Source organism: Pantoea sp. GABEPS69 (assembly GCF_045780835.1).
GTDB lineage: Bacteria > Pseudomonadota > Gammaproteobacteria > Enterobacterales > Enterobacteriaceae > Pantoea > Pantoea septica.
Map to the genome: position 1 here is coordinate 607,134 of NZ_CP118618.1, position 26,436 is coordinate 633,569.

Annotated in this window: 19 protein-coding genes; 17 read left to right on the top strand and 2 right to left on the bottom strand. The window is 60.5% G+C overall.

Going from position 1 to position 26,436, the window contains the following annotated elements; translation table 11 throughout:
• Nucleotides 1-487: 487 nt before the first annotated feature.
• The 5 genes from PVE98_RS02995 (at nt 488) to PVE98_RS03015 (ending at nt 10,550) form a co-directional block, all read left to right on the top strand.
• Nucleotides 488-2,533 carry a bifunctional diguanylate cyclase/phosphodiesterase gene (locus tag PVE98_RS02995; RefSeq protein ID WP_096073806.1) on the top strand — a complete coding sequence of 682 codons (2,046 nt, stop codon included), beginning with the start codon at nt 488-490 and terminating at the stop codon, nt 2,531-2,533.
• A 155-nt stretch (nt 2,534-2,688) separates the two neighbouring features.
• The gene (locus PVE98_RS03000; protein ID WP_096073805.1) at nt 2,689-4,812 is read left to right on the top strand and encodes a bifunctional diguanylate cyclase/phosphodiesterase; all 2,124 of its coding nucleotides are present in this window, start codon (nt 2,689-2,691) and stop codon (nt 4,810-4,812) included.
• A gap of 148 nt (nt 4,813-4,960) precedes the next feature.
• The gene (locus PVE98_RS03005) at nt 4,961-5,566 is read left to right on the top strand and encodes a cupin domain-containing protein (RefSeq protein ID WP_096073804.1); all 606 of its coding nucleotides are present in this window, start codon (nt 4,961-4,963) and stop codon (nt 5,564-5,566) included.
• A 74-nt stretch (nt 5,567-5,640) separates the two neighbouring features.
• The gene (locus PVE98_RS03010) at nt 5,641-7,365 is read left to right on the top strand and encodes a lysophospholipid acyltransferase family protein (protein ID WP_096073803.1); all 1,725 of its coding nucleotides are present in this window, start codon (nt 5,641-5,643) and stop codon (nt 7,363-7,365) included.
• Between the two features lie 323 nt (nt 7,366-7,688).
• A complete protein-coding gene (locus PVE98_RS03015; RefSeq protein WP_096073802.1) occupies nt 7,689-10,550 on the top strand; it encodes an EAL domain-containing protein in 2,862 nt (953 codons plus the stop codon).
• Here the strand turns inward: PVE98_RS03015 and PVE98_RS03020 are convergent.
• Complete coding sequence (locus tag PVE98_RS03020) at nt 10,547-11,611, bottom strand: LacI family DNA-binding transcriptional regulator (protein WP_096073801.1); 1,065 nt, start codon at nt 11,609-11,611, stop codon at nt 10,547-10,549. The two genes, PVE98_RS03015 and PVE98_RS03020, sit on opposite strands and share 4 nt — an antisense overlap.
• 238 nt (nt 11,612-11,849) lie before the next feature.
• Here PVE98_RS03020 and PVE98_RS03025 point away from each other — a divergent pair, with 238 nt between their 5' ends.
• Together PVE98_RS03025 and PVE98_RS03030 are read left to right on the top strand one after the other, a co-directional pair.
• Entirely contained in the window at nt 11,850-13,160 is a 1,311-nt protein-coding gene (locus PVE98_RS03025; protein WP_333620643.1) for an MFS transporter, read from the top strand.
• Nucleotides 13,161-13,170: 10 nt separating this feature from the next.
• Complete coding sequence (locus PVE98_RS03030; RefSeq protein WP_333620642.1) at nt 13,171-15,531, top strand: glycoside hydrolase family 31 protein; 2,361 nt, start codon at nt 13,171-13,173, stop codon at nt 15,529-15,531.
• Between the two features lie 192 nt (nt 15,532-15,723).
• On the opposite strand, the gene ftnA is transcribed toward PVE98_RS03030, so the two are convergent.
• On the bottom strand, nt 15,724-16,233 hold the full coding sequence (gene ftnA / locus PVE98_RS03035; RefSeq protein ID WP_096073798.1) for a non-heme ferritin: 510 nt from the start codon (nt 16,231-16,233) through the stop codon (nt 15,724-15,726).
• Between the two features lie 443 nt (nt 16,234-16,676).
• Between ftnA and PVE98_RS03040 the strand changes: the two genes are divergently transcribed.
• The 10 genes from PVE98_RS03040 (at nt 16,677) to deoA (ending at nt 26,301) form a co-directional block, all read left to right on the top strand.
• The gene (locus tag PVE98_RS03040; RefSeq protein ID WP_033752397.1) at nt 16,677-17,348 is read left to right on the top strand and encodes a nucleoside recognition domain-containing protein; all 672 of its coding nucleotides are present in this window, start codon (nt 16,677-16,679) and stop codon (nt 17,346-17,348) included.
• A complete protein-coding gene (locus PVE98_RS03045; RefSeq protein ID WP_096073797.1) occupies nt 17,338-17,811 on the top strand; it encodes a YjiG family protein in 474 nt (157 codons plus the stop codon). Before PVE98_RS03040 ends, PVE98_RS03045 begins: the two co-directional genes overlap by 11 nt.
• A 10-nt stretch (nt 17,812-17,821) precedes the next feature.
• The gene (locus PVE98_RS03050; protein ID WP_096073796.1) at nt 17,822-18,925 is read left to right on the top strand and encodes a M20 peptidase aminoacylase family protein; all 1,104 of its coding nucleotides are present in this window, start codon (nt 17,822-17,824) and stop codon (nt 18,923-18,925) included.
• A 266-nt stretch (nt 18,926-19,191) separates the two neighbouring features.
• Nucleotides 19,192-20,775, top strand: a complete 1,584-nt coding sequence (gene prfC, locus PVE98_RS03055; protein ID WP_033752390.1) for a peptide chain release factor 3 — start codon at nt 19,192-19,194, stop codon at nt 20,773-20,775.
• 259 nt (nt 20,776-21,034) lie between these two features.
• Nucleotides 21,035-21,649 carry a molecular chaperone OsmY gene (gene osmY / locus PVE98_RS03060; RefSeq protein WP_096073795.1) on the top strand — a complete coding sequence of 205 codons (615 nt, stop codon included), beginning with the start codon at nt 21,035-21,037 and terminating at the stop codon, nt 21,647-21,649.
• 99 nt (nt 21,650-21,748) lie between these two features.
• Nucleotides 21,749-21,910, top strand: coding sequence for a DUF1328 domain-containing protein (locus tag PVE98_RS03065; RefSeq protein ID WP_065426276.1), 162 nt, complete (start codon nt 21,749-21,751; stop codon nt 21,908-21,910).
• Between the two features lie 216 nt (nt 21,911-22,126).
• Nucleotides 22,127-23,179 carry a patatin family protein gene (locus PVE98_RS03070; RefSeq protein ID WP_096073794.1) on the top strand — a complete coding sequence of 351 codons (1,053 nt, stop codon included), beginning with the start codon at nt 22,127-22,129 and terminating at the stop codon, nt 23,177-23,179.
• Nucleotides 23,176-23,952 (top strand): TatD family hydrolase, encoded by a 777-nt coding sequence (locus tag PVE98_RS03075; RefSeq protein ID WP_096073793.1) that lies wholly within the window; start codon nt 23,176-23,178, stop codon nt 23,950-23,952. Before PVE98_RS03070 ends, PVE98_RS03075 begins: the two co-directional genes overlap by 4 nt.
• 172 nt (nt 23,953-24,124) lie before the next feature.
• Nucleotides 24,125-24,904 (top strand): deoxyribose-phosphate aldolase, encoded by a 780-nt coding sequence (gene deoC, locus PVE98_RS03080; protein WP_096073792.1) that lies wholly within the window; start codon nt 24,125-24,127, stop codon nt 24,902-24,904.
• 59 nt (nt 24,905-24,963) lie between these two features.
• Complete coding sequence (gene deoA / locus PVE98_RS03085; protein ID WP_096073942.1) at nt 24,964-26,301, top strand: thymidine phosphorylase; 1,338 nt, start codon at nt 24,964-24,966, stop codon at nt 26,299-26,301.
• Nucleotides 26,302-26,436 lie beyond the last annotated feature (135 nt).

Genomic DNA, 26,436 nt, shown 5'->3' on the forward strand with positions numbered 1-26,436 from the left:
TAATTATTAAATCAAACAAAGTTTAGTAACTGCGGCCCCGGCAAAGCGGGAAAGGGCGCCTCATCCTGAGGATAATCTTAGCTTTGAGCTAAGGGTTTTTTATAAATTTTACTTAATATAGAACAGCGCGCAAGCGCCGGTGAAGCGATAGCGGAATTTTTCCTTAATCAATTGGCATTTCAGGCCGATAAACCTGTAATACCAATACCTTGGGTTAAAGAAAAAAAAGCAAAGCGCGGGGTATTTTGCCCTCTACCGCCGCCTCGTTAACAGTGATATGTTCATACATTAATCAGGTCCAGTTACCCTTTTAGTTACCATGCCAGGAAAAGTCTTAATCACGTCCCGCCCGCATCGGGACAGCGCTAATCGGCCCTGAAAATAATAAACTGCACGGCTGACCACTTTTTTATCCGTCTGTTTTTTTTGGAATCTTTGTTGATTACAACACAGCGCCTGCTCACAGGCAGGCTGTGGGGAGCTACACATGCTGTTGGTCACCTGGGATAGCGTCCTGGTCGGCGTTTCGCTGATCGTCGCTTTTATCGCCGCGTTTACCGCGCTGGACACGGCAGGGCGCGTCGCGGTATCGCACGGCTGGATAGCGCGTTTATGGCTGCTGGCCGGCGGCATGGCGATGGGCATCGGCATCTGGGCGATGCATTTTATCGGCATGCTGGCGATGATGATGCCGATGCGCTACGACGTGAGCCTGACGGTGCTGTCGCTGCTGGCGGCCTGCGTCGCCTGTATGCTGGCGTTCGCGCAGACTCAGCACGGGCATTTTAGCCGCCGACGCTGGCTGGCGGGCAGCGCCATGCTCGGCAGCGGCATCGTGGCGATGCACTACACCGGCATGCTTGCGCTGATGATCTCGCCCGCGCTGCACTGGCGCTTTTCGCTGGTGGCGCTCTCCGTCGCCATCGCTTACCTCGCCTCCGCCGCCGCGCTCTGGCTGGCGTTTCGTCTGCGCCAGGGCGAAAAATATCTGCTGACGATGCGCGCGCTCGGCGCGCTGGTGATGGGCGTCGCCATCGCCGGCATGCACTACACCGGCATGGCGGCGGCGCAGTTCGACCGCCACAGCATGCCGCTGGCGCAGGGCGTTAGCGGCCAGGGGCTGGCGGTGTGGGTCGCGCTCGGCACGCTCTCTATTCTCGGCTTTACGCTGCTCGCCTCGATGCTGGACGCCCAGCTGCGCGCCGCGCGTCTGGCGCAGCGCCTTAACCAGGCGAATCAGGAGCTGCATCAGCTGGCGATGCATGACAATCTCACCGCGCTGCCCAATCGCGTGATGCTGGAGCAGCGGCTGGACGTCGCGCTCAGCCAGACAACGCGCGATACGCCGGGCTTTACCCTGATGTATATGGATCTCGACGGCTTTAAGGCGGTCAACGACACCTGGGGTCACTACGTGGGCGATCGCCTGCTGATAGCGGTCGCCGATCGCCTGCGCCGCCAGCTCAGCGACGAAAAAATATTGCTGGCGCGCCTCGGCGGCGATGAGTTTGTGCTGCTGGCGCAGGGCAACGAGAGCCGGCAAGCAGCGGCGCTGGCGCAGCGGCTGGTCAATACGATTGACGAGCCGTTCGAGCTGGATCGCTACCTGCTGCGCGTCTCGCTCAGCGTCGGCGTCGCGCTCTGTCCGCAGCACGGTCGCAGCAAGCAGGAGCTGATGTTCAACGCCGATTCGGCGATGTACCACATCAAGCACAGCGGGCGTAACGGCTACTGCCTGTTCGAGCCGGCGATGAGCGCCAGCGCGCAGCATAAGCTGGCGCTGGCCAACGACCTGTGGCAGGCGCTGGAGCGTCAGGAGATGCAGCTGTTCTACCAGCCGAAGTTCCGCTCCAGCAGCAGCGAACTGATCGGCTTTGAAGCGCTGCTGCGCTGGCAGCACCCGACGCGCGGCCTGCTGATGCCCGATATCTTTCTGCCGCGCGCCGAGAAGACCGGACAGATTGTCGCGCTGGGCAACTGGGTGATTAACGAAGCCTGCCGCCAGCTCAAACAGTGGCACAGCGACGGGCACCCAAACTGGACGGTGTCGGTTAACCTCTCGGCCCTGCAGTTTCACCAGCGCGATCTGCTGGATACGGTGCGCCAGGCGCTGCTGCGCCATCAGCTGCCGGGCGGCTCGCTGACGCTGGAGATCACGGAGAGCATCGCGATGCGCGATCCGCAGTTCAGCCAGCAGCGCATCAGCGAGCTGCAAAAAATCGAGGTCAGAGTGGCGATCGATAATTTCGGCATCGGCTACGCTAACCTGCTGCACCTGAAACACCTTGAGGCCAGCGAACTGAAGATCGACCGCAGCTTTATCAATAGCCTGCGCGCCGACAGCCAGGACGCCACCGTGGTGAGCGCGATGCTGGCGCTGGCGCAGACGCTTAACCTGCATATGGTGGCGGAAGGGGTAGAAACCGAAGAGCAGCAGACGCTGCTGACCCGGCTGGGCTTCGACGCTTTGCAGGGCTATCTGCTGGGCAAACCGACGCCGGCCGATCGCATCGCCGACTTCGCCACCGTCTGACGATAGATTTTAACGCTCACAGGCATCGGAAGCTTTCATCGTGGCAGGCTAATTACCCTTTGCCTTTTGCCGATAACCTGAGCAGATAATTCATCCTTGTGACTTTTTCATTACAACACCACGGCTGCGATTTTGCGCTTTAACGGGACTTCACTATGTTAGTGACCTCATACGATTCGTTTACCGTCATCGTTTCCATTCTCGTTGCGATGCTGGCGTCCTTTACCGCGCTGGATATGGCGGGCCGCGTCGCCACCTCGACAGGAAAAGTCGCGCTGATATGGCTGTTCGGCGGCGGTTTCGCCATGGGCGTCGGCATCTGGGCGATGCACTTTATCGGCATGCTGTCGATGACCATGGAGATGGTGATGAGCTACGACGCGTCGCTCACCGGCGTCTCGATGGCGATTGCCGTTATCGCCTCGATCTTCGCGCTCTGGCTGGTCTGTCAGGGCGATCTGCCGCTAAAAAAACTGCTGGGCGGCGCGCTGGTGCTGGGCAGCGGCGTGGTGGCGATGCACTACACCGGCATGGCGGCGCTGATGTTCTCGCCGGGCATCAGCTGGAACTGGGGCTGGATTGCGCTCTCGGTAGTGATTGCGCTGGTGGCGTCGGGCGCGGCGCTGTGGCTGGCATTCAACCTGCGCGACGGCACCACCGGCCGCACCACGCTGCTGCGCGTCGGCGCGTCGGTAGTAATGGGATGCGCCATCGCGGGCATGCACTATACCGGCATGGCGGCGGCCAGCTTCCCGGCGCACAGCCATGCCGGCTCGATGGGCGTCAACAGCAACTGGCTGGCGATTCTGGTGACGGTGGTAACGCTGGCGATCCTCGGCATTACGCTGCTGGTGTCGATGCTTGACGCGCGCATGCAGGCGCGCACCGCCATTCTGGCGCGCTCGCTGGCAGAGGCAAACCGCGAACTGGCGCAGCTGGCGCTGCACGACAACCTGACGCGCCTGCCGAACCGCATTCTGCTGGAGGATCGTCTGGAGCAGGCGATCAATAAGGCTAACCGCGAGCGCACCCAGTTCGCCCTGATGTTTATGGATCTCGACGGCTTTAAGGCGGTGAATGACGCCTTCGGCCATCACGTCGGTGACAGCCTGCTGATCGCCGTCACCGAGCGCATGAGCGAGCAGATGAAGGGCTACTATACGCTGGCGCGGCTGGGCGGCGATGAATTTGTGCTGCTGATCGATATTAACGATCCCAACGACGCCGCCACGGTGGCGGACACGCTGGTGAAGGCTATTGAGCGTCCGTTTGAGATCTCCCGCTACGAGCTGATGGTGTCGCTGAGCATCGGCATCGCCGTCTATCCGGGCGACGGCAACGACGAGCGCGAGCTGATGTTCAACGCCGACGCCGCCATGTACCACACTAAAAACAACGGCCGCAACGGGCATAACTTCTTTCAGCCTTCGATGAATACCCTGGCGCAGAGTCAGCTGCAGCTTAATAACGATCTGTGGCACGCCCAGGAAAATCACGAGCTCCGGCTGTTTTACCAGCCGAAATATTGCGCGCCGCGCGGCCCGATTATCGGCTTTGAAGCGCTGCTGCGCTGGCAGCATCCGACGCGCGGCCTGCTGACGCCCGATATCTTCCTGCCGCTGGCGGAGAAGACCGGGATGATCCTGAATATCGGCTGCTGGGTCATTAACGAAGCCTGCCGCCAGCTGCATGAGTGGCGCCAGCAGGGGCACACCAACTGGTCGGTCGCGGTCAACCTGTCGGCGCTACAGTTTGAGCAGAGCAATCTGGTGGAGACGGTGACCGAGGCGCTGGCGACGCACGCCATTCCGCCCGAACTGCTGACGCTGGAAGTGACGGAAACCACCGCGATGCGCGATCCGGACGAGAGCGTGCGCATCCTGACCGAACTGACGCGACTGGGCGTTAAGGCGTCGATAGATGACTTCGGCACCGGCTATTCGAGCCTGCTCTATCTCAAGCGCCTGCCGGCCAGCGAGCTCAAGATCGATCGGGCGTTTGTTAACGAACTGCAGCATCAGACCGAAGACGCCACTATCGTTTCCGCCATCGTCGCGCTGGCGCAGTCGCTGGATCTCAAAGTGGTGGCGGAAGGAGTAGAGACCGCCGAACAGCAGGCTTTTTTAACCGGCTTAGGCTGCAATACCCTACAGGGATATCTGCTGGGCAAGCCCGTTCCGCCGGAAAAGGTCGAGGAGCTGCCCGATTTCGCGCCGGAACCGGAGCAGAAAAAAGGCGTCTTGCCGTCGCCTGCGCTCTGCGCGGCGCTGCCGGGATAAGCTGACCGCACAAAGTAGCAGGATTGTTGCTTAGTTATTTGTGTTTGGTTAGCAAAATCATGCTTTTATGGCGGATCTGCTGGCGGGCGCACATTGCAACAATCATCAGGTTTGCCACAATTAGCGGAAAGCTACCCGGAGAACCTGTATGACTGCCTCTTCTTCCAGTCTGATGTTGCTGATGTCCTTCGCGGCGGGCACCTTTGCCGCCGGCTCGTCGAATAATCCGCAGCATCTGATGCTCGCCAGCCCGTCGGGCGGCGTGCCAAACAATCCTCTGCCGCTTATTATCTGGCCGCGCGTGGCGCTGGATGAGGCGAACGAGGAGGAGCCCGATCTTGCCGGCTGGTTCGAGCAGACTTTTGCGCGCAACGGCTGGCCGCCCTCATGGCGTTACGACATTTTTCCCTATACCCACTACCATCCCAATACGCATGAGCTGCTGGGCGTGGCGCAGGGCTGGGCGGAAGTCCTGTTCGGCGGCGACACCGGCCGTATGGTGACCCTGCGCGCGGGCGACGCGGTGCTGATCCCGGCGGGCGTCGGCCATAAGCAGGTCTATGCCAGCGAGGATTTTATGGTGGTCGGCGCCTACCCGGAGGGCTTTGCGCCGGAGACCAACCGCGACGAGCCGGCCAGACTGCGCGCGGCCGAGCAGCAGGTGAAGCAGGTGCCGCTGCCGACGCGCGATCCCTTTACCGGCAAAGAGGGCGCGCTGACCGATATCTGGACGCCGATCGCCGACCATTTCTGACCTGCGCCGCGTCATAAATTTGAAAACAACTCACCTTATTTTTGGCGTCATCATCGTCGAAAATAAGGCGCGTTATGTTCTCTGTCGATCAGGTTGTCGAACGCTTCTGGCCGCAGGCTCAGCCTGCAGGCTGGCAGCGTCGTGTGCTGCGCTGGGCGCTGCATGAAGAGGAGTTTCAGCGCTTCGCCGCGCGCTACCCGCATCTGAAAGGGCTGGATATGGTCGAGCAGATGCTGGAGCACCTCGACGTGCGCTGCGAGCTGAGCGAGCGCGATCTGGAGCAGATCCCGTCGCGCGGGCCGGTGGTGATCGTTGCCAATCATCCGCTGGGGGCGCTCGACGGACTGGCGCTGCTGGCGGCGGTGGCGCAGGTACGGCGCGATGTGAAAATTGTCGCCAACCGCATGCTGATGATGCTGGAGCCGCTCAGCACGCTGCTGCTGCCGGTGGACAACATGGGCAACCGCACCAGCCGCGACCAGCTTCAGCGCATGCAGCAGCACCTTAGCAACGACGGGGTGCTGATTATTTTCCCGGCGGGCGAAGTATCGCGCCTCGGCAGCCGCGGCGTGCGCGACGGCCGCTGGCATCACGCCTTTCTGCGCCTGGCGGCGCGCGCCCGTGCGCCGCTGGTGCCGGTTTTCGTCGACGGGCGCAACAGCGGCCTGTTCTACGCGGCGGCTAAAATCGCCCAGCCGCTGGCGCTGCTGATGCTGGTGCGTGAGATGTTCCGCCAGCGCGGCTCGCGCATCAAGCTGCATATCGGCGCGCAGATCCCCTTTGCGCACTGGCATGACGGCCATACGCCGGGTAAAGCGCTGGCGAAGCGGCTACGCAAACACCTTTATCGCATTGGCCAGCAGCGTCCCGGCCTGTTCCAGACGGAAAAAGCGATCGCGCGCGCCGAAGATCGCGGCGAGCTGAAGCGGGCGCTGCGTGAGAGCGAGCATCTTGGCACCACCAGCGACGGCAAGCAGATTTACCTGTGGCGGCGCAACGGCGCCACCTGGGTGCCGCTGCTGCGCGAGCTGGGAAGGCTGCGGGAGATTGCCTTTCGCGCAGTGGGTGAGGGCAGCGGCCGCCGCCGCGATCTGGATAATTACGACGACGACTACTATCACCTGATCCTGTGGGACGACGCGCAGTTGGAGATCGTCGGCGCCTACCGCTTTATTCCCGGCGACGAGCAGCTCGCCAGACGCGGGCTGGAGGGCTTTTACAGCCACAGCCTGTTCCACTACGACGAGCGCATGATGCCGATTTTGCAGCAGAGCATCGAGCTGGGGCGCAGCTTTATTCAGCCCGCCTACTGGGGCAAGCGCGGACTCGACTATCTCTGGCTCGGCATCGGCGCGTATCTGGCGCGCTACCCGCAGACGCGCTACCTGTTCGGCCCGGTCTCTATCTCCGGCGGCATGCCGCTGGCGGCACGCGATCTGCTGGTGGCCTTCTACCGCCTCTATTTTCCTACCGAGCTGCCGCTGGCGACGTCGCGCCAGCCTTATCCCGCTTCGCTGCCGGACGTGCTGGCGCAGTTCAGCGGCGGCAACTATCAGGCGGATCTGCGCAGGCTTAAGCAGCTGTTGAGCAACCTCGGCTGCGCCATCCCGCCGCTTTATAAGCAATATTCCGAGCTGTGCGAGTCTGGCGGCGTGCAGTTTATCGATTTCGGCAGCGATCCCGACTTTAATCACTGCATCGACGGGCTGGTGCTGGTAGATCTTACGCGGCTAAAAGCGTCGCGCTACGACCGCTATATCGCGGTGCATCAGGAAGTGACGCAGAAGGCGTCAGGCTAAAGCGCGCGCCGCTGGCGTGCGCCTGACGACTCATCGCCTGTAGCGCGCTGCCCGGCGCGCTTAAGCCCAGCGTTTAGTGCTGGGCTTTGCGTGCATTTTGATTTTTAACTGCTTATCCTTCACCGCCAGATTCCCCGCACTAACATAAGCGCATTTACAGTTGAACATTTTCTCGCCGCTGCCGATAACTCACCTACTAACTTTCGTGTTCCGCTCATTTGTACTTGTCAAAACAGGTGGTTTCAGATGTAGTCGGGTCGTCATTAAGACCATTCTTAAATTTTTGGGGCAATTTCAGGCAGCGCAGCAACAGGCTAATAACAATGGATAAAAATGCTGATGTTATGTATCGGTTACTGGTACAGAGCGTGATCGACTACGCCATCTATATGCTGAAACCAGACGGCACGGTCGCTAACTGGAACGCTGGCGCGCAGCGGGCGAAAGGCTACACGCCGGATGAGATCGTAGGTAAGCATTTCTCGCTGTTTTACAGCAAAAGCGACCGCTTAAACGGCGTGCCGCAGCGCGGTCTGGACAGCGCCGCGCGCACCGGCAGTTTTGAAACCGAAGGCTGGCGCTACCGCAAGGACGGCAGCGCATTCTGGGCGCATGTGGTCATCGACGCCATCCGCGACCCATACGGCGAACTGATCGGTTTCGCCAAGATTACGCGCGACTGCACCGAGCAGCAGGCGCAGCAGCGCAAAGAGCGCGAGCAGGAAGCGCGCTTCCGCCTGCTGGTGGAAGGCGTCACTGACTATGCCATCTATATGCTGGATCACGACGGGCTGGTGGTGAACTGGAATGCCGGCGCGCAGCGCGCCAAAGGCTACGTGGCGGAAGAGATCGTCGGCCAGCACTTCTCCCGCTTCTACAGCGCCCAGGATCGTCAGGCGCATATCCCGGAAAAAAACCTGCAAACGGCGTATCGCACCGGCCGTTTTGAAGACCAGGGCTGGCGCTACCGCAAAGACGGGAGCGCCTTCTGGGCGCACGTCATCATTGACGCGGTGCGCGACGACGGCGGCAAGCTGATCGGCTACGCCAAGATCACGCGCGACTGCACCGAACAGCAGGCGATGCTGCGCGCGCAGCGTGAGCAGGAGGAGCGCTTCCGCCTGCTGGTGGAAGGCGTGACCGACTACGCCATCTATATGCTGGATCTGAAGGGCTGCGTGGTGAACTGGAACGCCGGGGCGCAGCGCGCCAAAGGCTACCTTGCCGAGGAAATCGTCGGGGAGCATTTCTCGGTATTCTACAGCGCGCAGGAGCGCTTGCTGGGCGCGCCGGACGCTAACCTGGCGATTGCGCTGGCGAACGGCCGCTTCGAAGATGAAGGCTGGCGTTACCGCAAAGACGGCAGCGCCTTCTGGGCGCACGTGGTGATTGACGCTATCCATAACGACGAAGGACGACTAATCGGCTTCGCCAAAATCACCCGCGACATCACCGAGCGCCGCGAGCAGGAGCAGAAGCTGCTGCGTGCCAAAGATCTGGCCGAAGCGCAGAGCGCGAAAATGTCGGCGCTGTCGAAATTCCTCGACAATATCATCGCCAATATTCCCTCTTGCGTGGTGGTCGAAGACGCCGTTACGCGCGAAATTCTGCTGGTCAACGACCGGTCGGAAAAGCTGTTCGGCGTCTCGAAAGCGCTGCTGGTCAACAAAAAGCCGCACGAATGCATGTCGGCTGAACTCAGCGACTACTTTAACAGCCTGGCGGATATCGCGCTGCGCAGCGAAGGCATTCACCAGCGTGAACAGCAGCTGCTCACCGCCAGCGGCGAACGCATTCTACATACCCGCGCCACCATCATTCGCGGACAGGACGCGCGCCAGAACTATATTATGCTGCTCGTCGAGGATGTCACCGACCAGCGCGCCGCCGACGCGCGCATTCACCATATGGCGCATCACGACAACCTCACCAGCCTGCCGAACCGTATTCTGTTCCGTCAGCGGCTGAGCGAAGCGCTGCGCGGCGACAGCCAGAGCGGCCGCCACACCGCCACGCTCTGCCTCGATCTCGACAACTTCAAGAACGTTAACGACGCGCTCGGCCACCAGATCGGCGACGAACTGCTGCGCGCGGTGGCGAAACGCCTGCGCGCCGCGCTGCGCGATCGCGACACGCTGGCGCGCATCGGCGGCGACGAGTTTGCCATTGTGCTGCCCGCTATCGGCAGCGCGGAAGAGGCGGCGCTGGTCGCCCAGCGGCTGATCGAAGCGATACGGCCGCCGGTCAATATCGAAGGCCATAACCTGAGCGTCGGCCTCAGCGTCGGCATCGCCCTGAGCGCGACCATTACCAACACGCCGGAACAGATGCTGCGCTGCGCCGATATGGCGCTCTATGAGGCCAAGCGCAACGGGCGCAACCGCTACGAGCACTTTACGCTGGAGATGGACGACGTGGCGCGCAGCCGCCGCCTGATCGAGAACGATCTGCGCGAGGCGATCGGCAGCCAGCAGCTTAAGCTCTACTATCAGCCGATTACCGACGGCGCAGCGGTGCAGTCGATTATCGGCTACGAGGCGCTGATGCGCTGGCACCATCCGGTGAAAGGGCTGATTATGCCGAACGATTTTATTCCCATCGCGGAAGAGAGCGGGCTGATCCATATGCTTGGCGCCTATGCGCTGTTCGAAGCCTGCCGCGAGGCGACTACCTGGGACGGCAAGCAGTCGGTGTCGGTCAACCTGTCGCCGCTGCAGTTTAAAAACAGCTCGCTGGTCTCGGTGGTGGAGGCCGCGCTGCGCGACTCCGGTCTGGAGCCGAGCCGGCTGGAGGTGGAGATCACCGAGTCGGTGCTGCTCGACGACTCGCTCGGCAATATCCGCACGCTGGAGAGCCTGAAGAAACTCGGCGTGCAGATTGCGCTGGACGACTTCGGCACCGGCTACTCGTCGCTCAGCTATCTGCGATCTTTTCCGTTCGACAAAATCAAAATCGACAAATCTTTTATCAGCGATATGGGCGACAGCCGCGAGGCGCTGGCAATTATCCGCGCCATTACCGGCATGAGCCGCAGCCTGGATATTCAGATTACCGCCGAAGGCGTGGAGAGCAGCGAACAGTTCGCGAAGCTGCGTGAAGAGGGCTGCACCCTGTTCCAGGGCTACTACTTCGGCCGCCCGCAGCCCTCGGAGCTGCGGCTGAAGGCGCTCTCCGGCCCGACCTAATCGTAGAGGCCGTGCTGCTGCACCGGCGCGTGGCTCAGGTTGTCGCGGATACGGCGCACTGACTCGCGCACCACCAGCTTGCCGTGCAGCAGCAGGGTGCCGGGCAGCGTCTGCGCGTTCAGGCGCATGTTCTGCACCATGCGCACCGCCTCTGCGCCCAATTCGTCGCGCGGCACCTGCACGGAAGTGAGCGGAATGTCGTGAATGGCGGCGAGATTGAAGCCGTCCATGCTCATCACCGAAACATCCTGCGGCACGCGCAGTCCGGCCTGCTGCAGCGCCTCCACCGCGCCGGCGGCGATATAGTCGCCGCTGGCGAGAATCGCGGTAGGGCGTTGGGCGTGCGGGCAGTGCTTCAGATATTCGCTCAGTCTCTCCGCCGCCTCGATCCGACTGAAGCTGGTGAGCGTCAACAGATGCTGGCGGCTGTCGAAGCGCAGGTTCATGGCGTGCCAGGCGTCGCGCACGCCCTGCAGACGCTGCTCCATGGTGTAGCGGCGCAGGCAGTGCAGCGACAAAATCTGGCGGTGCCCCTGCTCAAACAGGTAGCGGGCGGCGCTTTCGCCGATCAGCTGATGATGCGGCGAGACCGAAGAGAGCCGCATGCGGCGATCCATCGCATTGATCAACACGCAGGGCTTATCGATCTCCGCCGCAAGCTGGTGGATATGATCGTCGTCGATCCCGACCAGCAGCGCGGCGTCGGTTTGCTGCATCTTCTCCAGAAACAGCGCCGTGTCGCTCTCATTCTCCTCCAGCGCGCAGTAGCGTAAACGCACCTCGTGCGGGGCGATCGCCTGGGCGATGCCCTGAATCACCTTGTAGTAAAAGATATCGCTGCGCACGTCGAACGCGCGCGGCGGCGCGAACACCATCAAATTATTCAGCAACAGGCGGCCGCTGTGCAGGTTATCCAGCACGCCCTGCTGCTGCGCCACCGCCAGCACTTTATCGCGCGTGCTGGCGCGGGTATTGGCTTTGCCGGCCAGCACGCGCGACACGGTGCTGATCGAGACGCCGCTCAGCGCCGCAATTTCGCTGATTTTTAGCCTTTGCTTCATTTTGTGATCGTCCTCAAATCTGCTGATGAAAAAATTTTCATTGCGTGCTGAATCGCGTCAGATAAGGCAGGCAAGCTGGTTTAAACGCGCCAAAAAGTTTGCCATGAAAAGGCTTGCAAAAAAGAGGCTATACCGACGTTTCGCGCTTTTTTAAGGTGCCAGACAGGTTCACGCAGTACGCCGGAGGGCGGTGTGAAGGATCAAACCGGCCGTTAAAAGCCTGCACAGGAGCTGACAAATGAGCCTTGAATCAACGACTAAGCCAATCGGCGCCGCGCGAACGCTGCGCGCCGTTAAAAATCTCCGCTGGTGGATGCTGGGACTGTTTCTACTGGGCGTGACGGTAAACTATGTGACGCGCAATTCGCTCGGCATTCTGGCGCCGGAGCTAAAAACCAGCCTGAATATGAGCACCGAACACTACTCCTGGGTGGTGGCGGCATTTCAGCTTGCCTATACCCTGTTTCAGCCGCTCTGCGGCTGGCTGATCGACGTCATCGGCCTGAAGATGGGCTTCCTGATCTGCGCGCTGGTCTGGTCGGTGACCTGTCTGCTGCACGCCGGCGCGGGAAGCTGGCTGCATCTGGCGCTGCTGCGCTTTGTGATGGGCGCGTCGGAGGCGGCGGCCACGCCCGCCAACGCCAAGGCGATCGGCGACTGGTTCCCGAAAAAAGAGCGTCCGGTCGCCGCAGGCTGGGCGGGCGTCGGCTTTTCGGTCGGCGCGATGCTGGCGCCGCCGATCATCTATGTGGCGCATATCACCTTCGGCTGGCAGGGCGCGTTTCTGCTCACCGGCGGCCTGGGGCTGCTGTGGGTCGGCCTCTGGTGGTGGGGCTATCAGTCGCCGGAAAAACATGCCCGTCTCTCTGACGAAGAGCGCGCCTGGATTACGCAGGACAACGAAGCCGTGGGTGAAAAGCTGCCGTTCTTTCAGGCGCTGAAAACCATCGGCAAAGAGAAGAAATTTTACGGTATCGCCATTCCGGCGTTTCTCGCCGAGCCCGCCTGGGCGGTGCTGAGCTTCTGGGTGCCGCTCTATCTGACTAACGAGCGCGGCATGGATCTTAAGCAAATCGTGATGTTCGCCTGGCTGCCGTTTCTCGCCGCCGATCTCGGCAGCGTCGCCAGCGGCTACCTGACCAAAATCTACGTGAAGTGGTTCGGCCTGACGCGCGTCAACTCGATCGTCGCCAGTTCGATCACCGGCGCCGTGCTGATGATCTCGCTGGCGCTGATGACCCTCGTTAAAGATCCTTATCTGGCGATCGCCCTGATCTCGATCGGCGGCTTCGGCCATCAGGTGATCTCCTGCATGCTCAGCGCGCTGGTGGTAGAGCGCTTCGATCGTCGCCATATGGCAACGGTTAACGGCATGCGCGGCTCCTGCGCCTGGATCGCCAGCTTTATCTTCTCTCTGATTATCGGCGTCACCGCCGACACCATTGGTTTTAATCCGCTGTTCGTCGCCATGGGCTTTTTCGACCTGGTGGGCGCGATTTTCCTGGTGATGTTTATCGCCGAACGTCGGCAGCGCAGCGTGGAACAATAAGGACACCGTTATGAAAACCCTGAAGAACTGGACGCTGAGTCAGCACGCCGATCATTTTGTCGAGCTGAAGGTGGATAACCGCCATCTGCTGCGCCTGTATGTGCTGGAGTCTGGCCTGATGCGCGTGCTGCTGAAGCGCGACGGCGAGCTGGCCCTGAACCGCACCTGGAGCATCGCGCCAGGGGATGACGTGCCCTGGGAGGGGCGCGATCGCGAATCCCTCGACGGGTTCGGGCTGCCGGGCTTTCAGCTGGAGCACGAGGCGAACCAGCTGCGCATCAGCACCGACCGGCTGCGCGTGACGGTGCATCATCCGCTCTGCCTGAGCTGGGAGCATTATCATCAGGGGCAGTGGCAGCCGCTGGCGGCCGATCGCCACACCGGCGCCTATTTGCTGAACGCGCACGGCGACGGCGTGGAGCACTATCAGCGTCGTCAGCCGCAGGATCGCGTCTACGGCCTCGGCGAAAAGAGCGGCGACTTGAACCGCAGCGGCCGCCGCTTCGAGATGCGCAATCTCGACGCAATGGGCTATAACGCCGCCAGCACCGATCCGCTCTATAAGCACATTCCCTTTACCCTGACGCAGCGCGACGGCGTCAGCTTCGGCCTGTTCTACGACAACCTGAGCAGCAGCTGGCTCGATCTCGGCAACGAGCTGGACAACTACCATCTGCCGTATCGTCGCTACCGCGCCGAAGCGGGCGATCTCGACTACTACCTGATGCTGGGACCGAAGCTGCTGGACGTCACTCAGGCCTTCGTGCGCCTGACCGGCCGGACTATTTTTCAGCCGAAGTGGAGCCTGGGCTACAGCGGCTCGACCATGCACTACACCGACGCCCCCGATGCGCAGCAGCAGCTGCAGGGCTTTATCCGCCTCTGCCGCGAGCATGAGATCCCCTGCGACTCGTTTCAGCTTTCGTCGGGTTATACCTCGATCAACAACAAGCGCTATGTCTTTAACTGGAACTACGACAAGGTGCCGAATCCCAACGGCATGAGCGCGGCGTTCCACGCGGCGGGCATGAAGCTGGCGGCCAATATCAAACCCTGCCTGCTGCAGGATCATCCGCGCTATCAGGAAGTGGCGTCGCAGGGGCTGTTTATTCGCGATTCAGAGCAGGATCGCCCCGAGCGTTCGGTGTTCTGGGACGATGAAGGATCGCACCTCGACTTTACGCATCCGCAGGCGGTGCGCTGGTGGCAGGAGAACGTCACCGCGCAGCTGCTGGAGAAGGGCATCGACGCGACCTGGAACGACAACAACGAATATGAAATGTGGGACGGTGAAGCGCGCTGCCACGGTTTCGGGCAGAGCATCGCCATTAAACACATTCGCCCGGTGATGCCGCTGCTGATGATGCGCGCTTCGCTGGAGGCGCAGCAGCGCTTCGCGCCGGAGAAGCGGCCCTATCTGATCTCCCGTTCCGGCTGCGCCGGGATGCAGCGCTACGTGCAGACGTGGAGCGGAGATAACCGCACCAGCTGGCAGACGCTGCGCTACAACATCCGCATGGGACTGGGCATGAGCCTTTCAGGCTTGTTTAACGTCGGTCACGACGTCGGCGGCTTCTCCGGCGACAAGCCGGACGCCGAGCTTTTTGTGCGCTGGGTGCAGAACGGCGTGATGCATCCGCGCTTCACCATCCACTCCTGGAACGACGATCACACCGTGAACGAGCCCTGGATGTATCCGGAGGTGACGCCGCTAATCCGCGAGGCGATTCGTCTGCGCTACCGCCTGATGCCCTATCTCTACACGCTGCTGTGGCAGGCGAGCGCGCAGGATGAGCCGATGCTGCGTCCCACTTTCCTCGATCACGAAGAGGACAGCGAGACGTACCGGGAAAACGACGACTTTCTGCTGGGGCGCGATCTGCTGGTGGCCAGCGTGGTGGAGGAGGGCAGCCGCGAGCGCGAGGTCTATCTGCCGCACAACGCTCACGGCTGGTATGACTGGCACAGCGGCCAGTGGCTGGCGGGCGGTCAGACCGTGACGCTGGACGCGCCGCTCGATCGCTTGCCGCTGCTGGCGCGCGCCGGTTCCGCCATTCCGCTGGGACGCTGCGAAAGCACCACCGATGCGCGGCTCGACAGCGTGCGCGAACTGCAGCTGTGGCCTGCGCCGGGCGAAGCGCGCACTGAGGGCGAGTTTTTCGACGACGACGGCGAGAGTCACGGCTGGCGGCAGGGCAATGCGCTCTGGGTGCGCTGGGCGCTGATCAGCAGCAGCGATCGTCTTGAGCTGACGCTGGAGAAGCGCGGCGACTATCAGCCAGCGTGGCGTGAGATTGAGGTGTTGCTGCCTGCTGGCGAGCAGCGCGAGCTGTGGATCAACGGCGAGAAGGGCGGGCGGTTTAGCTTGTAAAAACGAAGAAGAGATGTTTGCGAGCGAGGCGCGAAAGCAGGTGAGATGGCCCGATCGCAAAGTCGCTTTACGCATCCTTGCTCGCTCGGCCCGCGACATCCCTGTCGCGGGACGCTTTGCTCTTCGGGCCATCTCACCCGCTTATTGACTTTTTATGCTGTCTGTACGCCTTTAAAGGCAACAACAGAGGTACTAGTTAGCGCCGTGGCTTTCCGCATTCATACGCGCCAGATCTTTATCGATCAGGAACAGGCCTTCGCCTTTGTTGCCCACCAGCGCCAGCTTATCCAGTACGGTTTTGAACAGCTTCTCTTCTTCGTGCTGCTCAGCCACGTACCACTGCAGGAAATTAAAGGTGGAGTAGTCGAGCGAGGTAATGGCCGCATGCGCCAGCTCGTTGATCTTGCGCGTAATCAGCTTCTCGTGCTCCAGCGCCTGCTCCAGTAGCTCCGGCAGCGAGTTATAGGCGACCGGCGGCGCGGCGATAGAGCCCAGCACCGGCATCGCGCCGGTGTCGCTCAGGTAGTCGAACAGGCGCTGCATATGCTCCATCTCTTCGCGGGAATGCTCTTTCAGAAACGCCGCTGCGCCTTCCAGACCTTTATCGCTGCACCACGCGCTCATCTGTAAATAGAGATTCGCGGAGAAAAATTCGAGGTTAAGTTGATCGTTAAGACGAGCGGTCATTTCAGCAGTCAGCATGAGCGATTCCTTTATAGAAGCAGAATAAGTAAACAGGTGAGAAGTGGTGAATTATGCACCATGAGGCGTAGCGAAAGATAGTTTTTTACTTGAAAATCACATTTTATCTAATTGATTTAAATAGAATTATTTAGCTATTTGAATGCGAGCGATTATCATTCCTCGATCAGTTGCGCTTCGCACTACGTTAGTGCGAAGCATTTGCGCGTTGATGGTGCAGCGCGGCTTATTTCCTGTTGCGATGCAAAAAAAGAGCGATATTCGCCGCGTCAGGCTGCCGCTGAAAAATATAAAACGGTGCAGATTTAATCGATTATTTATTTAAAAGCCAAAGAGAGGAAAACTTTATTTTCAAAAGAGACGTTATGCGGCGGCTGGCATAAATCCTGCAACCGTCAGAGTTCCATATATCGCAACTGATAAACTATTCGCAGGGAATAACCATGTCTGAAGAAAAAATAACGCTGACAGGCGAACGGGTTTCAGCCAGCAAAGGAAGTTATCTGGCGCTGATTGTGGCTATCCTCTTTTTTTCAGGATTGCTGTACCAGGTCGACGGCTTCCACTGGCTGGGCGCCTTTGACTTTACCACGCTCGGCGGCAGCTTCGGCACCATGAAGGATCCCGCCAGCAATACCTTTCTCGGCGCGGGCGGACTGAGCGCCAAAGCGGGCTTTCTCTTCGCGCTCTCGCTGACGCCGACCGTCATGCTGGCGCTGGGCGTGCTGGAAATCTTCACCCACTACGGCGCAATGCGCGCGGCGCACAAGCTGCTGACGCCGCTGCTGCAGCCGCTGATGGGGCTGCCGGGGCGCTGCGGGCTGGCACTGATCACCGATCTGCAGAGCACCGATGCGGGCGCCGCGCTGACCAAAGAGATGTATGACCGCGGACAGGTAACGAAAAAAGATATTGTGGTAATGAGCGCCTGGCAATATTCCGGCGCAGGATTGATCAATAACTATTTTGCTATCGGGTCGGCGCTGTTCGCCTCAATGACGCTGCCGATTATTATTCCGCTCGCCTTGATGTTCGTTCTTAAATTTGTCGGTGCGGCGCTGACGCGTTGTGTGTTAAACAGTGTTTATAAAAAGGATTTCAGCGATGGAAAATAACGGCGCGGTAAAAAGCAGTCACAACCCTTTTGATATTTTTGTCGCCGGCGCGCGCAAAGGTTTTCATATTGCCATTCATAACCTGATGCCAAACGTAGTGATGGCCTATGTGCTGGCAGAAGTGCTTAATTTACTCGGTATTATGCCGTTCCTCGGCCAGCTGTTCGCGCCGGTGATGGGGCTGTTCGGCCTGCCGGGCGAAGCGATTACCGTGCTGCTTACCGCCTGGCTCTCCTCTTCAGCCGGTACCGGCGTAGCGGTAAGCCTGCTGACGAAAGGGGTGCTGACCGGCGCGGATGTCACTATTCTGGCGCCCGCCATTTTCCTGATGGGATCGCAGCTGCAGTACATGGGCCGCCTGCTGGGCGTGGCCGACGTGCCGAAAAAATACTGGCCGCTGCTGATGCTGGTAAGCGTTATCAATGCGGCGATCGCGATGTTCGTTATGCGTCTTTTTGTTTAGGAGAGAAGCGGTGTCAAAGGTCTTAGAGCACTATCACTATCTGCATGAGATTCCAGAACTGGGCTTTCAGGAATTTAAAACGTCCGCCTACATTGCCGATCAGCTTGAGAAAGCCGGGCTGAAGGTGACGCGCAATATCAATCAGACCACCGGCATCGTGGCGGAGATCGACAGCGGCGTACCGGGGCCGGTGCTGGCGCTGCGTGCCGATATGGACGCGCTCGGCCATATCATCGACGGCGTCGCCTGCGCGCGCCATACCTGCGGCCATGACGGCCACTCTTCCGTGGTGCTGACCGCTGCGCAGGAGCTGCTGGCGGAGGGTGCGGTGAAAAAAGGCCGGCTGAAAATTCTCTTTCAGCCGGCCGAAGAGCTCGGCGCCGGCGCACTGGCGATGATAGAGGGCGGCGCGCTGGATGACGTGGAGATGATCTTCGGTTTCCATCTGCGGCCGCTGGAGGAGTGCGTGGTAGGCCAGGCGACGCCGGCGGTGCTCTACTCCGCCTGCTCGACGCTGGAGGCCACCATTAAAGGCGCGCCCGCGCACGCCGCGCGTCCGCATCTCGGCGTCAACGCGCTGGACGCGGCAGTGCAGGCGGTCAATGCGGTCAACGCGATTCATCTCTCGCCGGGGCTTAACTGGAGCGTGAAGGCGACTCGCTTTCTCTGCGACGCCGGCGTCACTAACTCGGTGCCCGACGAGGCGCGCGTGGTCTGGGATCTGCGTTCGCAGGAGAACGCGCCGATGGAGGTGCTGAAGGAGAAGGTCACGCAGGCGATTCAGCACAGCGTTGCGGCGCTGGGCGCGACGGCGCAGGTGGTGGTGCTGAAAGAGATGCCGGCGGCGGAGATCCATGATGAAGCGACGGCGGTAATCCGCGCGGCGATTACCGAGGTGCTGGGCGCAGAGGGATTGCTGGAGGCGAAAACCACGCCGGGCAGCGAAGATTTCTTTTTCTATCCGGTTAAGCGCCCGCACGTCAAGGCGGGCTTCTGGGGGCTCGGCACCAACCTGACGCCGGGTCTGCACCATCCCGACATGCGCTTCGATCTCAACGCGCTGGAGATCGGGGTGAATATCTTTAAATCCTGCGTAAAAAGGGTGCTGGGGTAAATAAGAGGCCGTCCGCCCGCATGCCTGCGGGCGGCGCTGAAATTTTCCCGGCCCTGTTCGCCGCCGCGCGCAAAATATTGTATGCTATGCCGCCTTAACGAAGACTGGGTAACCGGAATCGCCGCCAATGTAGAACGCGCATCAACCACCGCCTTCTGACGCCGTTGCGTCACGCCTGGCTCCGTTTACCTGCCGGATTTCCGGCCATCATGATTACTCTGCAGCGTCCTCCTGTGTGACGTTGCCTCGATGAGAAGAACTCACTCATGTCTAATTTCATGCAAGAGGTGGCGCGCCGCCGCACCTTTGCGATCATTTCGCACCCCGATGCCGGTAAAACCACCATCACTGAAAAAGTGCTGCTGTTCGGACAGGCTATCCAGACCGCCGGTACGGTAAAAGGTCGCGGCTCGAGCCAGCACGCCAAATCGGACTGGATGGAGATGGAGAAGCAGCGCGGCATCTCTATTACCACCTCCGTTATGCAGTTCCCCTACCGCGAGAGCCTGGTCAACCTGCTCGACACGCCGGGGCACGAAGACTTCTCGGAAGATACCTACCGTACTCTGACGGCGGTGGACTGCTGCCTTATGGTGATCGACGCGGCCAAAGGGGTCGAGGATCGTACCCGTAAGCTGATGGAAGTCACCCGTCTGCGCGACACGCCGATTCTGACCTTTATGAACAAGCTCGACCGCGACATCCGCGATCCGATGGAACTGCTGGACGAAGTGGAGAGCGAGCTGAAAATCGCCTGCGCCCCCATTACCTGGCCTATCGGCTGCGGCAAGCTGTTCAAAGGCGTTTACCACCTCTATAACGACGAAACCTATCTCTACCAGACGGGTAAAGGCCACACCATTCAGGAAGTGCGCATCGTCAAAGGGCTGGATAATCCGGAGCTGGACAGCGCGGTCGGCGAAGAGCTGGCGGCGCAGCTGCGCGAAGAGCTGGAGCTGGTTAAAGGCGCGTCGCACGAGTTCGATCGCGAGCTGTTCCTGAGCGGCGATATCACGCCGGTCTTTTTCGGCACCGCGCTGGGCAACTTCGGCGTCGATCATATGCTCGACGGCCTGGTCTCCTGGGCGCCCGCGCCGATGCCGCGTGCGACCGACGTGCGTACCGTCACCGCGCAGGAAGAGAAGTTCACCGGTTTCGTGTTCAAGATTCAGGCGAACATGGACCCGAAACACCGCGACCGCGTCGCCTTTATGCGCGTGGTTTCCGGTAAATATGAAAAAGGCATGAAGCTGCGTCAGGTGCGCACCGGCAAAGATGTGGTGATCTCCGACGCGCTGACCTTTATGGCGGGCGACCGCTCGCACGTGGAAGAGGCCTGGCCGGGCGACATCATCGGTCTGCACAACCACGGCACCATTCAAATCGGCGACACCTTTACCCAGGGCGAGAACATGAAGTTCACCGGCATTCCGAACTTCGCCCCGGAACTGTTCCGTCGCATCCGCCTGCGCGATCCGCTCAAGCAGAAACAGCTGCTGAAAGGGCTGGTGCAGCTGTCGGAAGAGGGCGCGGTGCAGGTGTTCCGTCCGGTGCACAATAACGATCTGATCGTGGGCGCGGTGGGCGTGCTGCAGTTCGACGTCGTCGTGGCGCGTCTGAAAAGCGAATACAACGTCGAAGCGATCTACGAAGCGATCAACGTCTCGACGGCGCGCTGGGTCGAGTGCAGCGATGCGAAGAAATTCGAAGAGTTCCAGCGTAAAAACGAGGTCAACCTCGCGCTGGACGGCGGCGACAATCTGACCTACATCGCACCGACCATGGTTAACCTCAACATCACGCAAGAGCGCTATCCTGACGTGATTTTCCGTAAAACGCGCGAGCATTAATCCGCGCTGCAACAGGGCCGCCCAGCTTTGGCTGGCCCTGTTCTCCCTCTCCAGACTCCTCCTAAAAACTCTGTTTTTTCGCTTAACTGGCGTGCTATCAACCAGTTATTCAAGCAAAACGCCAAACACCGACTATGATTATTCTGTCGGACGGGAAAAGAGAAATTGCTTCTCGCTTACGTCCAACGATGCAGCAGCGCCGTTTGCTGCTGTTGCGCCCACGGTTGTGGGTGAGCTCACTGACAGAAGGAAGATATCGATGAATAAGACTAAGATTGCCCAAACGCTGATGGCGGTAATGGTTGGTTCCGCCCTGTTAAGCGGCAGCGCCCTGGCTGACGACTCGCTGACGCAAAAAGCGCAGCAAAGTGCGGACAACGCCGGTGCGAAAATCAATAGTTCTATGAAAAAAGTCGATGGATTTATGGATGACAGCGCCGTCACTGCAAAAGCCAAAGCGGCTCTGGTAGATGACGAAGCAATAAAAAGTACGGATATCTCCGTGAAAACCCATGATGGCGTAGTGACCCTGAGCGGTTTTGTCACCTCGCAGGATCAGGCTGAAAAAGCCGTCGCCGTTGTGAAAAACGTAGAAGGTGTTAAATCCGTCAGCGACAGACTGCACGTTAAAGACAGCAAATCACAAAGTATGAAGGGATATGCCGGGGATGCGGCAACGACTAGCGAAATTAAAGCTAAACTGTTAGCCGACGACATCGTCCCGTCACGTAACGTCAAGGTAGAAACCACTGACGGCGTGGTCCAGCTTTCAGGAACCGTCGCCACTAAAGCGCAGTCGGATCGCGCTGAAAGTATCGCGAAAGCCATTGAAGGCGTTAAAAGCGTTAAGAATGACCTGACTGTGAAGTCTTAACGTCGTGAGCGCGGCGTCCGCGTGGCGCCGCGCTGACAAAACAAAACCCAAACTGGGAAGAAACGAGCAGTTCGATTTCACTATGGTAAGGAGAGGCTTATGTTTCGTTGGGGTATTATTTTTCTGGTAATTGCACTGATCGCGGCGGCGTTAGGATTTGGCGGCCTCGCCGGTACGGCAGCATGGGCGGCTAAAGTTGTCTTCGTTGTTGGTATTATCCTGTTCCTCGTGAGCCTGTTTACCGGCCGCAAACGACCCTGACCGGTTGTGTCATTCTGATCTTCGCAACGAGCATGCATAAAGCGGAGACCAGCCAGCCGCCGCGCCGCGTAAAGGAAAACGCACCAGGCGCGGCGGCTGCCGCCAGTTTTTTCGGCGGCAGGTCAGGAGTAAAACATGGCTGGTTCTCCGGGATGCTGTCGACCTAAAGCGGATAAACGCAACGGCAAACCTCAGAACCCTTTCTGAGGAACAGAAGTGGGTATCCGGATCCCTGTAACGCTGGGCGCGATTGAGCCCTTAGCCCTTTCCCCGTTCAAAGCGCGAAAAATCGCCCTGGTGTGCGAAGGCGGCGGCCAGCGCGGCATTTTCACCGCAGGCGTGCTGGATGAGTTTCAGCGGGCCAAATTCAATCCCTTCGATCTCTTTATCGGCACCTCGGCCGGCGCGCAGAATCTCTCCGCCTTTGTCTGCGGACAGCAGGGCTACGCGCGGCGCGTCATTACCCGTTACACCACCAGCAAACTCTTTTTCGATCCGCTGCGTTTCGTGCGCGGCGGCAACTTGATCGATCTCGACTGGCTGATAGACGTAACCCAGCGCGAACTGCCGCTGGCGCTGGACAGCGCGAAGCTGCTGTTCGACGGCGGGCGCGAGTTTTATATGTGCGCCTGTCGCAGCGACGACTACTCGCCCGGCTACTTTGCGCCGACCAGCGCCAACTGGCACGATCTGATTAAGGCGTCGAGCGCCATCCCCGGCTTTTACCGTCTTGGCGTCGATCTGGAAGGCATCAGCTATCTCGACGGCGGCATCAGCGATGCCATTCCCGTGCGCGAAGCAGCGCGACGCGGCGCTGACACCATCGTGGTGATCCGCACCGTGCCGTCGCAGATGTTCTATACGCCAAAATGGATGAAGCGCATGGAGCGCTGGCTCAACGCCAGCGCGCTGCAGCCGATGATCAATATCCTGCATCACCATGAAGCGAGCTACCGCGAGATTCAGCAGTTTATCGAGCAGCCGCCCGACGACCTGCGTATCATCGAAATCTATCCGCCGCATGTGCTGGCGAGTATGGCGCTGGGCAGCCGCGTCGCCGCGTTAAATCAGGATTATCATCTGGGACGGCGCTGCGGCCGCTACTTCCTCGCCACGCTGGGGCAGTGGCTCAGCGACGCCGAGCCGTTTGTGCGCTATACCACCGTTACGCCGCCCGCGCCGGTCGCCAACGCGCCCGACAACCGGCCGATTATGACGCCGCCGGTGGCGGGCAATGATGCAGACTACGATGAAGGTTCGCTGGCATGAGATTTACCGATACCCACTGCCATTTCGATTTCCCGCCCTTTGTCGGCGATGAGCCTGCCAGCCTCGCGCGCGCCGCCGAAGCGGGCGTGGAGCGCATTATCGTGCCGGCGGTGGAGGCCAGCCGCTTTGCGCGCATCATTTCGCTGGCGGAGCAGCATGCCGCTCTCTACGCCGCGCTCGGCCTGCATCCCATCGCCATTGAGCGCCACGAGGATGCCCATCTTGAGCAGCTGGAAAACTGGCTGCGGCAGCAACCGGCGAAGCTAACGGCGATAGGAGAGATCGGCCTCGACCTCTATATGGAGAATCCGCAGTTTGCGCGCCAGGAGTTTTTGCTCGACGCGCAGCTGCGGCTGGCGAAGCAGTATGATTTGCCGGTGATCCTGCATTCGCGCCGCACCCACGACAAGCTGGCGCTGCACCTGCGCCGTCACGATCTGCCGCGCCGCGGCGTGGTGCACGGCTTTGCCGGCAGCCTGCAGCAGGCGCAGGCGTTTATCAAACTCGGCTACGCGATCGGCGTCGGCGGCACTCTGACCTATGAACGCGCCAGCAAAACTCGTAATACGCTGGCGCAGCTGCCGCTCGACGCGCTGCTGCTGGAGACCGACGCGCCCGATATGCCGCTGCACGGCTTTCAGGGCGAGCCGAACCGACCGGAGCGGGCGCGTCTGGTGTGGCAAACCCTGTGCGAACTACGCCCGGAGCCGCCGCAGGTTATTGCCGAGGCGCTGTGGCGCAATACGCGCACGCTGTTCAACCTGCCTGACTAAACATCTCCTGATGTGATAATAGTAACATTACGCTTCTCTGCGTTATAATAACGCTATTGCCAACAGTTCCTGACGGTGGTGTGATGAAATACACATTATCTGCCGCCTCATGTTGTTAGAATTATCACATTACACCGGCGCTTCCGCGTCTGTTTGTTATCTGGAGAACACCATGACTGACATTACCGCCGCCGCGCAGCGCGCGCTGCAACTGATGGACCTGACTACTCTGAATGAAGACGATACCGATGAGAAGGTAATCGCGCTTTGCCGTCAGGCGAAATCGCCAGCGGGCAACACCGCCGCCATCTGTATTTATCCGCGCTTTATTCCGGTCGCACGTAAAGCGCTGCGCGAGCAGGGCACACCCGATATCCGCATCGCCACCGTCACTAACTTCCCGCACGGCAACGACGATATCGACATCGCGCTGGCGGAAACCCGCGCCGCCATCGCCTACGGCGCGGATGAAGTCGACGTGGTGTTCCCTTACCGCGCGCTGATCGCCGGCAACGGCCAGATCGGTTTCGATCTGGTGAAAGCCTGCAAAGAGGCGTGCGCGCAGGCTAACGTGCTGCTGAAGGTCATCATTGAAAGCGGCGAACTGAAAGAAGAGGCGCTGATCCGTCAGGCTTCTGAGATCGCCATCGACGCAGGCGCGGACTTTATCAAGACCTCTACCGGCAAGGTGCCGGTCAACGCCACGCCGGAAGTGGCGCAGATCATGATGAGCGTTATCCGCGACAAAGGCGTGAAAGAGAAGGTGGGCTTTAAGCCGGCGGGCGGCGTGCGCACGGCGGATGATGCGGCCATCTACCTCAAGCTGGCGGACGATATCCTTGGCGAAGGCTGGGCCGACGCGCGCCACTTTCGCTTCGGCGCGTCCAGCCTGTTAGCCAGCCTGCTGAACGCGCTGGGTCATCAGACCGCCACCAGCAAAACCGGCTACTGATTGCGTGACGGCGGCCGCTGGCCGCCATTCTCATCTCAACCCTGATCATGGGGGCGATTGTGTTTCTGCCGCAAGAAATTATCCGTAAAAAACGCGATGGCCAGACGCTGAGCGAAGAGGAAATTCGCTTCTTCATCAACGGCGTGCGCGATAACAGCGTTTCCGAAGGTCAGATCGCCGCGCTGGCGATGACCATCTTTTTTCACGATATGTCGCTGCCGGAGCGCGTGGCGCTCACCATGGCGATGCGCGACTCCGGCACCGTGCTGAACTGGCAGGCGCTGAATCTCAACGGGCCGGTGGTCGATAAGCACTCTACCGGCGGCGTCGGCGACGTCACCTCGCTGATGCTGGGACCGATGGTGGCCGCCTGCGGCGGCTATGTGCCGATGATCTCCGGACGCGGCCTCGGCCATACCGGCGGCACGCTGGACAAGCTGGAGGCGATCCCGGGCTTCGATATTTTCCCGGACGACGATCGTTTCCGCCAGATTATCAAACAGGTCGGGGTGGCGATTATCGGCCAGACCAGCTCGCTGGCGCCGGCGGATAAGCGCTTTTACGCTACGCGCGATATCACCGCCACGGTGGATTCTATTCCGCTGATCACCGCCTCGATTCTGGCGAAAAAGCTGGCGGAAGGGCTGGACGCGCTGGTGATGGACGTCAAAGTCGGCTCCGGCGCCTTTATGCCGACCTTCGAGGCGTCGCTCGAGCTGGCGCAGGCGATCGTCGGCGTAGCCAACGGCGCGGGCTGCACCACCACCGCGCTGCTTACCGATATGAACCAGGTGCTCGCCTCCAGCGCGGGCAACGCGCTGGAAGTGCGCGAAGCGGTGCGCTTCCTGACCGGCGCGGAGCGCAACCCGCGCCTGCTGGAGGTGACGCTGGCGCTGTGCAGCGAGATGCTCATCTCCGGCAAGCTGGCGGCCAGCGAAGAAGAGGCGCGCGGCAAGCTGCAGCAGGTGCTGGATAACGGCCAGGCGGCCGAGGTATTCGCGCGTATGGTCGCCGCGCAGGGCGGCCCCGCCGATTTTGTCGAACGCCACGAGGCTTATCTGCCGCAGCCGACGCTCAGCAAAGCGGTCTACGCCGATCGTCCCGGCATCGTCAGCAGCATGGACACGCGCGCGCTGGGGATGGCGGTAGTGGCGATGGGCGGCGGACGCCAGCGCGCCAGCGACGCTATCGACTACAGCGTCGGACTGAGCGAGACGATCGCGCTGGGCGAACGCGCCGATGGGCAACGTCCGCTGGCGATCGTGCACGCCAGCAGCGAGGCGAGCTGGCAGCAGGCGGCCGCTGCGGTGCGTGCCGCGGTCACGCTGAGCGACAGCGCGCCCGAGGCGCTGCCTGCGGTCTACCGTCGCGTGCGCGCCGGCGACTGCGAAGCATAAAGCGCCTGACAGCGGCCGACCGGGCAGAGAGTTACTTTTGCGGACGGCCGCTGTCGTCCGCGACGCACTCGCAAAAAAGCCGCAAAAATGCGGCTTTATGCTGCCGCTGCGCACTCATTCGGGTATACTGATCTG

Bases quoted from the DNA above. Each gene is read 5' to 3' on its own strand.
- PVE98_RS02995 (WP_096073806.1), top strand. From the start codon at position 488: ATGCTGTTGGTCACCTGGGATAGCGTCCTGGTCGGCGTTTCGCTGATC.
- PVE98_RS03000 (WP_096073805.1), top strand. From the start codon at position 2,689: ATGTTAGTGACCTCATACGATTCGTTTACCGTCATCGTTTCCATTCTC.
- PVE98_RS03005 (WP_096073804.1), top strand. From the start codon at position 4,961: ATGACTGCCTCTTCTTCCAGTCTGATGTTGCTGATGTCCTTCGCGGCG.
- PVE98_RS03010 (WP_096073803.1), top strand. From the start codon at position 5,641: ATGTTCTCTGTCGATCAGGTTGTCGAACGCTTCTGGCCGCAGGCTCAG.
- PVE98_RS03015 (WP_096073802.1), top strand. From the start codon at position 7,689: ATGGATAAAAATGCTGATGTTATGTATCGGTTACTGGTACAGAGCGTG.
- PVE98_RS03020 (WP_096073801.1), bottom strand. From the start codon at position 11,611: ATGAAGCAAAGGCTAAAAATCAGCGAAATTGCGGCGCTGAGCGGCGTC.
- PVE98_RS03025 (WP_333620643.1), top strand. From the start codon at position 11,850: ATGAGCCTTGAATCAACGACTAAGCCAATCGGCGCCGCGCGAACGCTG.
- PVE98_RS03030 (WP_333620642.1), top strand. From the start codon at position 13,171: ATGAAAACCCTGAAGAACTGGACGCTGAGTCAGCACGCCGATCATTTT.
- ftnA (WP_096073798.1), bottom strand. From the start codon at position 16,233: ATGCTGACTGCTGAAATGACCGCTCGTCTTAACGATCAACTTAACCTC.
- PVE98_RS03040 (WP_033752397.1), top strand. From the start codon at position 16,677: ATGTCTGAAGAAAAAATAACGCTGACAGGCGAACGGGTTTCAGCCAGC.
- PVE98_RS03045 (WP_096073797.1), top strand. From the start codon at position 17,338: ATGGAAAATAACGGCGCGGTAAAAAGCAGTCACAACCCTTTTGATATT.
- prfC (WP_033752390.1), top strand. From the start codon at position 19,192: ATGTCTAATTTCATGCAAGAGGTGGCGCGCCGCCGCACCTTTGCGATC.
- osmY (WP_096073795.1), top strand. From the start codon at position 21,035: ATGAATAAGACTAAGATTGCCCAAACGCTGATGGCGGTAATGGTTGGT.
- PVE98_RS03065 (WP_065426276.1), top strand. From the start codon at position 21,749: ATGTTTCGTTGGGGTATTATTTTTCTGGTAATTGCACTGATCGCGGCG.
- PVE98_RS03075 (WP_096073793.1), top strand. From the start codon at position 23,176: ATGAGATTTACCGATACCCACTGCCATTTCGATTTCCCGCCCTTTGTC.
- deoC (WP_096073792.1), top strand. From the start codon at position 24,125: ATGACTGACATTACCGCCGCCGCGCAGCGCGCGCTGCAACTGATGGAC.